12 protein-coding genes are annotated in these 13,268 nt (G+C 64.0%); 3 read left to right on the top strand and 9 right to left on the bottom strand.

Annotated elements, in window-relative coordinates; translation table 11 throughout:
* Positions 1 to 268: 268 nt before the first annotated feature.
* The 7 genes from ACFQ2F_RS10660 to ACFQ2F_RS10690 all read right to left on the bottom strand — a co-directional run bounded on the left by ACFQ2F_RS10660 (position 269) and on the right by ACFQ2F_RS10690 (position 7,631).
* Entirely contained in the window at positions 269 to 838 is a 570-nt protein-coding gene (locus tag ACFQ2F_RS10660) for a DUF447 domain-containing protein (protein WP_379089656.1), read from the bottom strand.
* A gap of 14 nt (positions 839 to 852) precedes the next feature.
* A complete protein-coding gene (locus ACFQ2F_RS10665) occupies positions 853 to 2,409 on the bottom strand; it encodes a DUF6513 domain-containing protein (protein WP_379089658.1) in 1,557 nt (518 codons plus the stop codon).
* Positions 2,410 to 2,461: 52 nt separating this feature from the next.
* Positions 2,462 to 3,133: an amino acid kinase family protein gene (locus ACFQ2F_RS10670; RefSeq protein ID WP_379089660.1), complete on the bottom strand. Its 672-nt coding sequence runs from the start codon at positions 3,131 to 3,133 to the stop codon at positions 2,462 to 2,464.
* Positions 3,130 to 3,552, bottom strand: a complete 423-nt coding sequence (locus tag ACFQ2F_RS10675) for a dihydroneopterin aldolase (RefSeq protein ID WP_379089662.1) — start codon at positions 3,550 to 3,552, stop codon at positions 3,130 to 3,132. The genes ACFQ2F_RS10670 and ACFQ2F_RS10675 overlap by 4 nt, the downstream gene beginning before the upstream one ends.
* Positions 3,553 to 3,608: 56 nt before the next feature.
* Positions 3,609 to 4,358: a (5-formylfuran-3-yl)methyl phosphate synthase gene (locus ACFQ2F_RS10680; protein WP_379089663.1), complete on the bottom strand. Its 750-nt coding sequence runs from the start codon at positions 4,356 to 4,358 to the stop codon at positions 3,609 to 3,611.
* A 14-nt stretch (positions 4,359 to 4,372) separates the two neighbouring features.
* Positions 4,373 to 6,058, bottom strand: a complete 1,686-nt coding sequence (locus tag ACFQ2F_RS10685; protein ID WP_379089665.1) for a tetratricopeptide repeat protein — start codon at positions 6,056 to 6,058, stop codon at positions 4,373 to 4,375.
* Between the two features lie 64 nt (positions 6,059 to 6,122).
* A complete protein-coding gene (locus ACFQ2F_RS10690) occupies positions 6,123 to 7,631 on the bottom strand; it encodes an NAD(P)H-hydrate dehydratase (RefSeq protein WP_379089667.1) in 1,509 nt (502 codons plus the stop codon).
* Positions 7,632 to 7,865: 234 nt separating this feature from the next.
* Here ACFQ2F_RS10690 and ACFQ2F_RS10695 point away from each other — a divergent pair, with 234 nt between their 5' ends.
* Together ACFQ2F_RS10695 and glnA are read left to right on the top strand one after the other, a co-directional pair.
* Positions 7,866 to 8,204: a P-II family nitrogen regulator gene (locus tag ACFQ2F_RS10695; protein WP_069094026.1), complete on the top strand. Its 339-nt coding sequence runs from the start codon at positions 7,866 to 7,868 to the stop codon at positions 8,202 to 8,204.
* A gap of 137 nt (positions 8,205 to 8,341) precedes the next feature.
* A complete protein-coding gene (glnA, locus tag ACFQ2F_RS10700; RefSeq protein WP_379089669.1) occupies positions 8,342 to 9,751 on the top strand; it encodes a type I glutamate--ammonia ligase in 1,410 nt (469 codons plus the stop codon).
* A gap of 180 nt (positions 9,752 to 9,931) precedes the next feature.
* Here the strand turns inward: glnA and ACFQ2F_RS10705 are convergent, their stop codons facing one another.
* Both ACFQ2F_RS10705 and ACFQ2F_RS10710 read right to left on the bottom strand, forming a co-directional pair.
* Positions 9,932 to 10,228, bottom strand: coding sequence for a hypothetical protein (locus ACFQ2F_RS10705; protein ID WP_379089671.1), 297 nt, complete (start codon positions 10,226 to 10,228; stop codon positions 9,932 to 9,934).
* A 260-nt stretch (positions 10,229 to 10,488) separates the two neighbouring features.
* Positions 10,489 to 11,043, bottom strand: a complete 555-nt coding sequence (locus tag ACFQ2F_RS10710; protein WP_379089673.1) for a thioredoxin family protein — start codon at positions 11,041 to 11,043, stop codon at positions 10,489 to 10,491.
* Between the two features lie 91 nt (positions 11,044 to 11,134).
* On the opposite strand from ACFQ2F_RS10710, the gene ACFQ2F_RS10715 reads away from it, so the two are divergent.
* Positions 11,135 to 13,150, top strand: coding sequence for a PhoX family protein (locus tag ACFQ2F_RS10715; RefSeq protein WP_379089675.1), 2,016 nt, complete (start codon positions 11,135 to 11,137; stop codon positions 13,148 to 13,150).
* Positions 13,151 to 13,268 lie beyond the last annotated feature (118 nt).

A 13,268-nucleotide genomic window follows, 5' to 3' on the forward strand; every position in this document is an offset into this window, starting at 1 on the left:
CATTCCTATTGGGCTGTCGCTTGCCGCAGTTCTCTTGTTCGGAAGCGCTCCGGCTGCGGCGGGCCCCTCCCTTGCGACCGCCGGCATGGCACGCGCAGCCGAGCCGACCCTCGAGCCGGTCAAGCACATGCGGCCGCCGCCGCGGACCTTCTTCCGCATTCCGGGAAAACATCACCGCAAGAACCGTGCGACGAACAGATGTCCGGAGAACGCCGTCTGGAACGGTGAGGTGTGCGTGCGCTTGAAGCGACGATAAGGCTACGGCGCCCTACTCCGCGGCGTCGGCGTAGAACGCGTCGATCTTGGCCATCAGCAGGTCCCAGGCCTCTTTCTCGCGGGGGCCGGCGGTCTTCTCGATGGCGATGGTGAGATACGCGATCTCCTGCTCGATCTTCTCGCGCGGCAGCATCTTCAGGCGGCTGCTCAGGATGGCCGCTTCAAGCACGGCGCTCTTGGCCCGGTTCATGCCGCCGAAGGGCGCGTGATTGACGGTCTTCACGATGCGGCAGGAAAAGCGCGGGCGAAGCTCGTCATCCTCGATGCTCTCCACCGCGAGCTCCGCATGGGCCAGGGTCTCGACGAGCCGCGCACCGGGGATCTCGTCGGCCGGCACGGTCGGCCAATCCTTCCGTCCCGTCAGGCAGCCGGCAAAGATCAGCACATCGTCAGTGAAGTTAGCGACCGCGAATGGGTTCTCGCGGAGGTTCTCAAGCGTCGTTGACGGATGGAACGGCGCGATGATCCAGTTGTCGCCGTCCTCGATCAGACCGAGCGGCGCGATATGGACCTTACCGTCACGGTTCGCAGTGGTGACGATGCATTCGCGGATCATCGGCATGGCGCGCTCAGGCCCTAAGAGGCCGTCTCCTTGGTGTTCTTGTTCGTCTTCTTCAGAGGCTTTTCCTTGCCCGGCTCCTCTTTCGCAGGCTGCTTACCGGGCTCCTCCTCGGCGGGCGGCGTCTCACCCGGCTCCTTCTTCTCCGGTGGCGTCTCGCCGCCGCTGGCCTTCGGCTTCTTTTTGCCCTGCTTTTTGGTGACCAACGTATGGCCCGCTTCTTTCAGCTGGGTCTCGTCCTCATCGTCCTTGGGCGCGGCGACGCCCCAGTCGAGAGGCTCGTCCTGGGCGTAGCGCTTGCCGAGCTGCCAGGCGATCTGGGCCTTGGTCAGCTCCGCGGCGAGATAGAAGGCGTGCCCGCCATCTTCCTCCACGCCGAGCTTCGGGAACAATTCGAAGGCATCCTGAGCGACGTGGTGCATATCGCGGTTGAAGATGTGAATGCCGTCCTCCGCCGTATAGATGCGGAAGTTCTTGTCCTTGATCTCCCCTGCTAGCTCGGCCAGCTCCTCCGGCGTCTGGGTGAAGGGCCGCCGGTCGTGCAGGCTGAGGAGACCGGAATCGTAATCCTTCGGCAGATCGTGCTCGCCCCGGGAGGCATGCATGATGCGGCGGGCCAGATCGTGCTCCTCCACCGTGCGCCTTGTATGTGGGCTCACATGGACGACGAGGACGTTGCGGATGTGCAGCTCCGAGCAGATGCCCAACAGCATGGCCGTGACGCCGCCGGAATCGGCGTCCGTCAGCTCGGTGAGATTGCCCGTGCCCATAAGGATTTCGGCCTTCGGGTATTGGCGCCGAACTTCCGCATAGCGCTCAAGCGACGTCATGAAGCCGAAATTGATCGGGTCGAGCACCGGGTCCGCCATATAGGGCAGCCCCTTCTTCTCCATGGCCTCCATGGCACGATAGAGGGACTGAAGATCCCCATGCTCCTTGGGGATCAGCACCGGGACGGACGAGACCTCGTCGGCGATATGGAGCGTCTCCTCGTTGAGGCTGAGGAGGAAGTCGGCGCCCGCCTTGCCGCCGCGCAGCAGCTCTTCCGGATTCGCGGAATCGACGCTCACTTTGTAGCGCTCCCCATGAAGCGCCCTGATCGACTCCTCCAGATGAGGGAACGGCGTGTCGGGCAGACAGCCCAGATCGATCACGTCGGCGCCCGCCTCATTCAACTCGGCCGCGCGCATCAGAAGCGTCTCGATGGAGAGTGCGGAGGCGTCGACGATCTCGGCGAAGATGTTGATGTCGTATTTGCTGAGATCAGCGTCGCGCTTGGCTTTGCCGAAATAGGTCGGCAAGTCCTTCAGCTCGTCCGGCCCGCGCACGAAGGGCACGCCGAAGCGTTCGGCGAGCTGATCGAGATCGGCGCGGCAGCGGCCAGGCACCATCACCTGATCGGCCTCGACAGGCTCGGGCAGCCGCCGGGCGATGATCTCCTCGGTCATCAGGGCGGCGACCTTCACGCCGATATCGACGACCTCGTAGTCGAACTCGGGCTGCATGCCCTCGAGCACGGCCTCGAGCCGCGGCTTGGCGATATGTCCAGTCAGAAAGAGAATAGCTTCAGTCACCAGTTCGGGGTTTGCGAACAGCGCACCGTATCATCCGGCGCCTGTCTTTGCGTCAATCGATGGCCGCGCCGCATGGGTCCCCCGAGGCGAGCGCCGCGGCGAAATCCTGCTCGTCCCCCTTCCCCAGAAGGAAGGTGGGAACGCCGGAGGCGGCCAGCATCTCGGGAAACGCTTCGTCGACGATTCCCTCCGAGGCGAGCGCCGCGGCACCGGTCACATTTTGGCGCCGTTCGATGGACTTCACGATATAGCAGCGCCTGGCCGCAAGACGGCCCGAGAGCCAGAGCGCCAGGCTATCCGACGTGATGGTCCAGGAGGGTGCGATCTCCGGCCGGTTGGCCACATGGGAGAACGGCGCCCAGACCGCCACGCGGTTCTGGTCCAGGCTTTCCAGCAGTGCCGCCTCGCTGTCGCCGACGGTGAAGTCGGCCCGCAGGCCCGCGACGGCCCAGGCAAGTTGATCCATGGCAAGCAACGCCATGCGGTGAGCGGCCGGATCGCCGAAGCCAAGCGCGAATTGAGTGGCGCGGACTTCGTCGGCAAGCGCACCGCCGCCCGGCACCACGACGATGGGGCACGGTGCGCCAGCGATGGCATTGAGCCAAGCTTCCAGGTTGCCGGAACGAACCACGCTGCCGCCGAGCTTTACGATGATGGGGCGCAGATGCTCAGGAATGTGGGCCGGCTGGCCCGGGGCAGACGTCTGGAGCGCCTGTCCGCTCATGCGCTCCGCTTCCGCACGATCTCCGTGCCGACGGCGCCCGGGTCCTTGTCGAGCTTCTCCACCTTCACCCGCACGGTCTGGGCGCGCGGGTGCTTCAGCACCCGGCGGGCGATTTCCTCGGCCATGGTCTCGGTGAGGTTGATATGGCCGCTGCCGACCACGTCCTTCACCGCATTGATGATGACGTCGTAGTCGAAGGTGTGGGCGATATCGTCCTGGAGCGGCTGATCGCTCGCATCGATCTCCACATCCACCGAAACGCGCACACGCTGGGTGACGCCCTTCTCGTTGGAATAGACGCCGATCTCGCTGTCGAGGACGTAGTCGTGCACGAAGATGCGGTCGAGCGGCAGCTCACCGGCCTCGCTCTTCGGCTCGGGAGGGATCGATCCTATACGCTGTGCGGTCTGTTCCGGCACGTCACTCGCTCTCTCTTCTCATTCGAATTCGATTTGTCAGGCGCGCAATGCGCTGCCTACCATATCGGGCTTGCGCCATCAGCCGACAATGCGGGGTTAACGCGCGAGGACGCCAGAGGCTCCTCCAAGGGCTCCTTGGGGATCAGCCCACGGATCTCCCGCACCGCCTCTTCGCTTAAGGCGCCGCCGCGCAGGCTCGCCTCGCAGAGCGCACCGCGGAAGCCCAGAAGATCGGGGCCGAGCGATAGCAGCTCGTCCACATGCTCCTTCCGGAGAGATCCGGCCAGCCCGACCCGCAAGCCATGCCTGCGGCCTTGGACGATGAAAGCCGCCAGCCGCTCCCGGTCCATATGGCTTAGGAGATGGCCGGAGCCCTTGTGGCGCGTATCGAGCATCACGCCGGCAGCGCCCATGTCGGCGGCCAGGCCGACGACATCGCAGTCAGGCAGATCGTCGGCGAAGAGCACAAGGATCAGCTTCGCGCCTTTCAGCGCGGGATGGAGCGCACGGAGACAAGCTTCGGTCGTTTCGCCAGCAAACACGCCGAACTTCACGTAGTCGACGCCCGCTTCCGCCGTCCTCGCGATGGCCGGCTCCAGGACGTCCGGGTCCATGGGGAGATCGCCAACGGTGGCGCTCACCTCGGCCCGCCCTGCGATCCGGCGCACGGTCTCGACCAGCACACCATAGGGCACGGCCCCGAGCGCACCGCGATCGGGTTCCTTCAAATCGATGATGTCGGCGCCGGCCCGAAGCGCGATCTCCGCTTCCTCCGGTCCCCGCACGCTGGCTAAGAACTGGGTCATCTCATCTGGACCTATCAGCGGAACAGAAAATCGAACAGCCCGCCGCCACCGCGGCGCTGCTGGCGCGGGCGGTCGGGTTGATAGGTTGTCGTGGTTTGGGGCGGTGGCTTCGGCTTACGGAGCTGGATCCGGTTGGTGTTGCCTTCCGGATCGGTGACCGCCACCGCATAGCGGCTCCACTCCCAATCGGCGCTGTTGGAGCCCCAGCTATAGGGCTCCACGGCGAGCACCTTCTTGCCCCATAGATCGACGATGGCGACATAGACGAGATCGGAGTCGCTTTCTCCGCTCAGATCGCCTGCGTGATAGCGCAGCAGACCTATGCCGTTCTTGGCATCGTCGAGCTCGGTCCATTCGAGGATCTTCGGCTTGCCGGAGCCGAACATCTCCAACTGGGCGCGGATTGCCGGATGTTTCGGATTGAGGGCCACGAAGCGGCTGGGCTCGGGCTCCTTCACGATCCAGCCCGACACCGGCGGGCCGAGCGGCGCGCCCTCGGCCGGCGGCACGTCCACATCCAGCGCCACGAGAGCCTCGCGGGCCTCCTCCTGGAACGGATCCTTCTTCAGTGCCGTGCGATAGGCGTCGATAGCATCGCTCTCGCGCTCCAAGGCGCGATAGACGTCGCCACGGACGCGGGAGGCGTAGGCACCCGCATCCTCCATGGAGGCCGCTTGGAGGGCATCGCTCAGCGCCTCTCCCGGCTTGTCGTCCTTCAGCTTGGTCTCGGCGCGGAGCGCATAGGCCTCGCTGCTCGGCTCTTGCTCGATCACATAGGTGACGTCAGCCATCGCATCGTCGTAGCGGCCGATCTCGGCGAAGAGCTTGCCGCGCTGCAGATAGGCTTCCAGCCCGTCGGGCTTCAGCTCGATCAGGCGGTCGAGATCCTTCCGCGCCGGCGCGTATTGGCGCGCGCCGAGATAGGCCTTGCCGCGAAGCAGCAGGAGCTCGAGATCGTCCGGGTTGCCGAGCAGCGCCTGGGTGAAGTCCGAAGCCGCATTGTCGTAGGAATCGATCGCCAGATACGCCTTGCCGCGGTTCGCGTAGCAGGCGCGGCAGCTGGCGTCCGCCTCCACGGCCTTTGTCAGGTCGCGGATGGCGGCGTGGTAGCGCTTCAAGGCCGCATGGCTCTTGCCCCGCCCGTTCAGGGGCACGGCACTGGTGGACATGAGTTGCACCGCCTTGCGGTAGTCCTGGAAGGCGGCGTCGTATTCATTGAGCGCGACATGGGCGTTGCCGCGATTGTTGAACGCCACGCCGTAATTGGGCGAGAGCGCGATGGCGCGGTCGAAATCCTTCACCGCCTCCTCGGCGTGGCCGAGTTGGAGCAGCGCATTGCCCCGGTTGTTGTAGACGCTGGCGTTCTCCGGGGAGAGCGTGATGGATTCGTTGAAATCCTCGATCGCCGCCTTGGCGTCGCCCAGGCGCCATTTGGCGATGCCCCGATCGCTATAGATGCTCGCCTTCACGAAGTCGGAGATTTCCGGCTCGTCGAGCGCCCTGTTCAAGGAGACGATGGCCTTGTCGTACTGGCCGCGCATCAGGGCCGCCGCGCCCTCGCGGGCACGCAGCAGAGTCACGTCCTCCTTGGCCAGCACGACGCCGGGCAGAGCCAGCAGAAGCGCCGCCAGGCAGGCGGACAGGCAGGCCGTATGTGTCACGAAACGCAGCATCGATTTCCGGTTGGGCCGCTCCTCCAATCCCTTCTCCTTTATCCTCCAGGAAAGGATGTCAAGAAAGGGTCGCTCGCCGCTTCTCGCCTCCTTACAGGGAGAGCAACTCCCGAAACACGTCCGGCAACATTTCCGGCACGTCCTCGGAGATCAGGCCGGGGCCGAAAGCACGGGCCGCGGCTCCATGGAGCCAGACGGCGGCGGACACCGCTTCGAAGGCCGGCATGGCCTCGTCCAGCATTTCCTGAGCCATCAGCCCGCCGATCATGCCGGCCAGCACATCGCCCGTGCCCGCCGTCGCCAGCCAGGGCGAGGCGTCGGCATTGATGCTGGCCCGGCCGTCCGGCGCGGCCACCACGGTGTCGGAGCCTTTCAGGGCGATGACGGCGCCCGAGGCCTTCGCCGCTTCGCGAGCCGCGTCGAGCTTGGAGGCCGGGTCGCCGCCCTCCTTCGGGCTCAGATCGGGAAAGAGCCGCGCGAACTCGCCCATATGGGGCGTGAAGACGGTCGGCGCCTGCCGCGCCTTCACAGCCTTGAACAGCTTCTCCGGCGCGTCGGCAAAGGAGGTGAGCCCATCGGCATCGACCACAACGGCGGCCGGGCTTTCCAGAGCCGCCTGCACCATTTTGCAGGCCGCTTTGCCGACGCCCAGGCCGGGGCCGAGAACCACGGCATTCTTGCGAGTATCGGAGAGGAGTTCGGCGAGGTCCTTCGCCCCGTCCACGGAACGCACCATGATGGCGGTGAGCTGGCTCGCATTGATGGAAAGCGCGTCTTCCGGGGATGCGACGGTCACCAGCCCTGCCCCCACCCGCAAGGCGCCCCTCGCGGCAAGGCGTGCGGCGCCTGTGGCATCGGCAGGACCTGAAACGATCACCGCATGGCCGCGGCTATATTTATGGCCGCCGGGTTCGGGCCAGGGAAAATCGCCGAGCCACAGGGACGGCTCGTTGGCGTAGGCCCGCGGGGCGATGTCCTCCAGGGTCGACTCCAGAATGCCGATATCGGCCAGGGTGATCTCACCGCAATAGAGCCGGCCCGGCAGCAGGAGATGGCCAGGCTTCAGGCGGAAGAAGGTGACCGTGGCTTCCGCCTCGACCGCCACGCCGCGCACCGCGCCCGTGGTCCCGTCGATACCCGTGGGCACGTCGACGGCGATGGCCGGAATGTCGCTATCGTTCAGAGCCTCCACCAGGGTTGCGATATCGCCCTCTATGGGGCGCGCTAGCCCTGCCCCGAAGATCGCGTCGATCACCACATCGGCATCGTCCAGCAGGGCTTCGCTCAGAGGTTCGACCTTGCCCTGCCAGCGCTTGGCATGGGCGGCAGCATCCGCGGGGAGCTTCTCCAGAGATCCGAGCAGGCCGAGGCGGACCCGGTAGCCTTTCTGCTGCAGGGCATGGGCTGCCACGAACCCGTCGCCCCCATTGTTACCCGGGCCGCAGAGAACGCTGACAGATTCGGCTTGCGGGAAGCGTCGGAAGACCTCGTCGGCGACGGCATCGCCTGCATTCTGCATGAGGTCGTAGCCGGGCACGCCGCGCTCGGCCGTAAGCCGATCCGCTTCGGACATTTCCTTCGCTGTGAGAAGCTCCAGCACAGGCTGCTACCTTTGTTGATTAGTTGTTAGGCAATCTGCTTATACGTTGCGCAGTAACGGGTGCAGATTAAGCGAAAAATTTGTGCGCTTTTCTCTATTGCCTTGTTATATATGGGATATTCCGTCGCACTATATTTGGCACAGGGCATGCTACATGCTGTCCCTTAACAATGCCAAAGGCGGACGCCCGTTGCCAACCGCCACCCACCACCCAGCGGGGAGATGCCGTCATACATGAAAAAAGTCGAAGCTATCATCAAACCGTTCAAGTTGGATGAAGTGAAAGAAGCGCTGCAGGAGATTGGCCTGCAGGGCATCACGGTCACCGAAGCCAAAGGTTTCGGACGTCAGAAAGGCCATACGGAGCTCTATCGGGGCGCCGAATATGTGGTCGATTTCCTCCCGAAGGTAAAACTCGAGCTCGTCATCGACGACGATATGATCGACAAAGCCATCGAAGCTATCAGCCGGTCGGCCAAGACCGGACGGATTGGTGATGGCAAGATCTTCGTGTCCGCCGTAGAAGAGGCGGTGCGCATCCGTACCGGCGAGACTGGGCCGGAAGCCATCTAGCGGGCCTTGTGGCCTTCTAGGGAGTCGACAGCCTGAGGAGGGGCGCCGTACGTCGCCCTATCATCAATTCATCACGTTAGCCGACAAGGCTGTGCCTTGGAGGCGACTATCCTTTTTCGAACTGACAGGGGAGTACAATGGCAGACGCTTCGAGCTTAGTGAGAAAGATCAAGGACGAAGACATCAAATATGTCGATGTCCGCTTCACCGATCCCCGGGGCAAGATGCAGCACGTCACGATGGACGCGGGGCTCATGGACGAGGAGGCCTTCGCCGAAGGCGTCATGTTCGACGGCTCCTCCATCGCCGGGTGGAAGACCATCGACCAGTCCGACATGAAGCTGATGCCCGACTGCGATACGGCGATCCTCGATCCCTTCTTCGCCCAGAGCACGCTTTCCGTGGTCTGCAACGTGCTTGAGCCCACGACCGACGAGCCTTACGAGCGCGATCCGCGCGGCGTGGCCGTCAAGGCGCAGGAATATCTGAAGCAGACGGGCGTTGGCGATCTCGCCGTGTTCGGCCCGGAGCCGGAGTTCTTCGTCTTCGACGACGTGCGTTTCAAGGTCGACCCGTATAACTGCATGTTCAAGCTCGACTCCACCGAGCTTCCGTCCAACATGGACACCGAATACGAGATGGGGAACATGGGTCACCGGCCGCGCACCAAGGGCGGCTATTTCCCGGTTCCGCCGATCGATTCCGGTCAGGACCTGCGCAGCGAGATCCTGAGCGTGATGGCTGAGATGGGCGTGCCCGTCGAGAAGCACCACCACGAGGTGGCCGCCGCCCAGCACGAGCTCGGTATCAAGTTCGGTCCGCTGGTGAAGACGGCCGACAACATCCAGATCTACAAATACGCCGTTCACAACGTCACCCAGGCCTACGGCAAGACGGCGACCTTCATGCCGAAGCCTGTCTTCGGCGACAACGGCTCGGGCATGCATGTGCACCAGTCGATCTGGAAGGACGGCAACCCGGTCTTCGCCGGCGATAAATACGCCGACCTGTCGGACAACGCGCTCTACTATATCGGTGGCATCCTGAAGCATGCCCGCACGCTGAACGCCTTCACCAACCCCAGCACCAACTCCTACAAGCGTCTGGTGCCGGGCTACGAGGCGCCGGTGCTGCTGGCCTACTCCTCGCGCAACCGTTCGGCCTCTTGCCGTATTCCGTTCGGCTCGAGCCCGAAATCGAAGCGCGTCGAGGTCCGTTTCCCCGATCCGATGGCGAACCCGTATCTGGCCTTCTCCGCCATGCTGATGGCCGGCCTGGACGGCATCGAGAACAAGATCGATCCGGGCGAAGCGATGGACAAGAACCTCTACGACCTGCCGCCGGAAGAGCTGGCCGACATCCCGACCGTCGCCGGTTCGCTGGCCGAGGCCTGCGAGGCTCTCGATTCCGACCGCGAGTTCCTCAAGAAGGGCAACGTCTTCACCGAGGACATGATCGACGGCTATCTGGAGCTGAAGATGGAGGAGATCGACGCGCTGCGTCTGGTGCCCCATCCGGTCGAGTTCGACCTGTATTACAGCTGGTAGTCCCGCCTCCGCCTCACGGCGGATAGGCTGAAAGACGAAGGGGGCGGCTCTTGCGCAGAGAGCCGCCCCCTTTTTGTTGCCCGGCCTGCCCTTTTCAGCCTGCGGTCCCCGTATTCTCCGCAAGCCTTGATGAACAGTGCTGACCGAGCTCCCCCAAAACTAGAATTCGCGCGCCCTGCCCTAGAGCCAGTAGAAGACCAGGAGCACGAAGGCGCCGAGACCAAGTGTGGTCAGCCAGGCGCGATTGTCCTCATACCAATCGGCGATCATGGCCGGCACGCTGTAAACCATCGAACCGATGAGGGAGAAGGTGAGCGGCACCGCGATGACGGCCAGCAGCCATAGGCCGTAGGCCGGCGCGGCAGCGCCTGCGGTCTGTTGCTGCGTCACCAGAGCCCTGCTCGTCTCCGCCCAGGCGGCGAATACCGCGTAGAGCGACAGGATGAGCAGCGCCATGGATACAAGGACGCGAAACATCGCCGCTTCAATTCCCCTCAATTCGACGAAAATGCTAGGCGATCGTCGTTAACGAAGGGGAAAGTTTCAGGCTTAGCAGCGGGTTACGGGGTGGCCCGTTTTGGGGCGAGCCGCTTAACAAGAGCCCGAACTCCTCCCCTTCGAGACGCAGGCTTACGCCTGCCCTCAGGGTGAGGAGTTCTCCTCAGCACAAGCCCCTCATGGTGAGGGTGCCGCGCTTGCGCTGCGTGTCTCGAACCATGAGGCCAATGTCGCCGCGGCTAAGCCGCCTTCCACTTGATGGAGCAGCCCATGGAGGGCGTCTGAGCCTTCGGCCCCTCGCCCGTCTCGGCCACCTGCTTCATGGCCTCGAAGAGTTCGCGCTTGGCGTCCGGCGGGGCCGCCTCTTTGCGGCTTTCGTCCAGGCGCCCGCGATATTGCAGGCCGAGATCGGCATCGAAGCCGAAGAAGTCGGGCGTGCAGACGGCGTCGTAGCGCTTCGCGACCTCCTGAGTCTCATCGTGGAGATAGGGGAAGGTGAAGCCGTGCTCTTCTGCGAACAGTTTCATGTTGTCGAAGGAATCGTCCGGGTGGCTTTCCGCGTCGTTTGAGCAGATGGCGACGGCGCCTATGCCGTAAGCTTTCAGGTCGTTCACGTCGCGCACGATGCGGTCGATCACCGATTTCACGTAAGGGCAGTGATTGCAGATGAACATCACCAGGGTGCCGTTCTCTCCCCTGACGTCGTCGAGACTATAGGTCTTGCCGTCGGTCGCGGGCAGCGAGAAATCGGGTGCCTTCCAACCAAAATCGCAAATCGGCGTCTGTTCCGCCATCTGACCTCCTTGAGCCCTGTTCCGGGTTTAAAAATCTGCCATGGAGCGCTTCTACAGTCCGGCGCTTTTCGAACATCGTGAGGGTTCAGATATGGCCGGCGAAGATCGCCACCGCAACCGCTCGGAAGCCTTCGAGGCGCAGGACGACATTCCGCGCAGCCCGGAGACGGGCCAGACCCTGGGCGACGTGGTGGCGCGGCGCTACAGCCGCCGGGATGTGATGCGCGGCAGTCTGGGCGTTGCGGCCGCGACGGCCCTGTTCGGCCATAAGGCGCTCACCTCGGCCATGGCGAACCCTGCCCCTGCGCCCAGCCGGTTCGACTTCGAAGAGGTCGCGGCGGGTATCGACGAGAATGCCCATGTCGCAGATGGCTACCGAAAGCAGATCCTGCTCCGATGGGGCGATCCGATCTTCGTCGATGCGCCGGATTTCGACCCCCATGCCCAGACCCCGGAGGCCCAGCTCAAGCAGTTCGGCTACAACAACGACTATATCGGCTTCTTTCCGCTGAACGAGGACGGGACCCGCGCGCTGCTCTGCGTGAACCACGAATACACCAACGAAGAGGTGATGTTTCCGGACCTGCCGCGTCAGGACAAGGATGCCTTCTTCAAGGACATGACGAAGCGGCTGACCGAGATCGAGATGGCCGCTCATGGGGTCACCATCGTGGAGATCGAGAAGAGCGGCGAAGATTGGGTGCCGAAGCTCGACAGTGCCTATAACCGGCGCATCTCGCCGCTTGTCACGGAGATGCGCGTCGACGGGCCGGCCGCCGGCCATGATCGGCTCAAGACGACAGCCGATCCGAAGGCTAAGACGATCCTCGGGACCCTGAACAACTGCGCCGGCGGGGTGACGCCCTGGGGCACGTATCTCACGGCTGAAGAGAACTTCCACGGCTATTTCTGGACCGACGACCTGGATTCCGACGGTGAGCCGCGGGAGGGTATCGGCGGCGACCAGGTGAAGAGCTACAAGCGCTACGACGTCCCTGCCCGCTGGTATAGCTGGGGCAAGTTCCACGACCGCTTCAATGTCGATCGCGAACCGAACGAGCCCAACCGCTTCGGCTGGATCTGCGAGATCGATCCCTTCGACGCGGCCTCCACGCCGGTGAAGCACACGGCCCTCGGCCGCTACCGCCATGAGGGTGCGGAATGCATCCTGAACAAGGACGGCCGCGCGGTCGTCTATTCCGGCGACGACGGCAAGTTCGACTATGTCTATCGCTTCGTCTCGGCCGGGACATACGACCGGCACGACCGCGCCGCGAACATGCGGCTCCTGTCGGAGGGCACGCTGTCGGTGGCCCGGTTTGATGCGGATGGCACACTCCGGTGGCTGCCCCTGGTGCATGGTGAGAACGGGCTGACGGAAGAGAACGGCTTCGCCTCCCAGGCCGATGTGGTGATCGATGCACGGCTCGCCGCCGACACGCTCGGCGCCACGCGCATGGACCGGCCAGAGGACATTCAGCCCAACGAGGTGAACGGCCGCGTCTATCTGATGCTGACCAATAACGACAAGCGCGGTGCCGGCGAGACCGATGCCGCCAATCCCCGGCCCGAAAACCTGTTCGGTCATATCGTGGAGATGGTGCCGCCGGACGGCGACCACGCCGCCGACACCTACGATTGGAGCCTGCTAGTCAAATGCGGCAATCCCCATGTCGCCGAGGTCGGCGCGCTGTGGGGGCCGGAGACGAGCGAATCCGGCTGGTTCGCCTCCCCCGACAATGCCGCGGTCGATGCGGACGGGCGGCTGTGGGTCGCCACAGACCAGGGCGAGAACTGGAAGGCGACTGGCAAGGCGGACGGTCTCTACGGGCTTGAAATCGAGGGTCCTGGCCGGCGCACCGCGAGGCTGTTCTTCCGTTGCCCCGTGGGCGCGGAGCTTTGCGGCCCCTGCTTCACGCCGGATCAGCAGACCGCCTTCGTCGCCGTGCAGCACCCGGGGACGGATGCCACGGAGGATTACGCACCGTTTGGACGGGCCTCGACCTTCGAGGATCCGGCGACCCGCTGGCCCGACTTCGAAGACGGCATGCCGCCGCGCCCCTCCGTTGTCGCCATCACCAAAAAGGGCGGCGGGAAGATCGGCTGACCCGCATCAGCCCATTGGGCCAAAAGCCCCGCCCCCTTGAAAAAGCCGCAACCGCGTGTCAGCAAAATAGACCTGCTGCGCCGGTGCGATTCTGTTTTGTCGAATTGTCTCCTTAACG

Source organism: Methyloligella solikamskensis, assembly GCF_042676065.1.
Lineage (GTDB): Bacteria > Pseudomonadota > Alphaproteobacteria > Rhizobiales > Methyloligellaceae > Methyloligella > Methyloligella solikamskensis.

Coding starts and splice junctions, on each gene's coding strand:
- ACFQ2F_RS10680 (WP_379089663.1), bottom strand. CDS start 4,358: ATGACCCAGTTCTTAGCCAGCGTGCGGGGACCGGAGGAAGCGGAGATC.
- ACFQ2F_RS10715 (WP_379089675.1), top strand. CDS start 11,135: ATGGCCGGCGAAGATCGCCACCGCAACCGCTCGGAAGCCTTCGAGGCG.
- ACFQ2F_RS10705 (WP_379089671.1), bottom strand. CDS start 10,228: ATGTTTCGCGTCCTTGTATCCATGGCGCTGCTCATCCTGTCGCTCTAC.
- ACFQ2F_RS10670 (WP_379089660.1), bottom strand. CDS start 3,133: ATGAGCGGACAGGCGCTCCAGACGTCTGCCCCGGGCCAGCCGGCCCAC.
- glnA (WP_379089669.1), top strand. CDS start 8,342: ATGGCAGACGCTTCGAGCTTAGTGAGAAAGATCAAGGACGAAGACATC.
- ACFQ2F_RS10660 (WP_379089656.1), bottom strand. CDS start 838: ATGCCGATGATCCGCGAATGCATCGTCACCACTGCGAACCGTGACGGT.
- ACFQ2F_RS10695 (WP_069094026.1), top strand. CDS start 7,866: ATGAAAAAAGTCGAAGCTATCATCAAACCGTTCAAGTTGGATGAAGTG.
- ACFQ2F_RS10710 (WP_379089673.1), bottom strand. CDS start 11,043: ATGGCGGAACAGACGCCGATTTGCGATTTTGGTTGGAAGGCACCCGAT.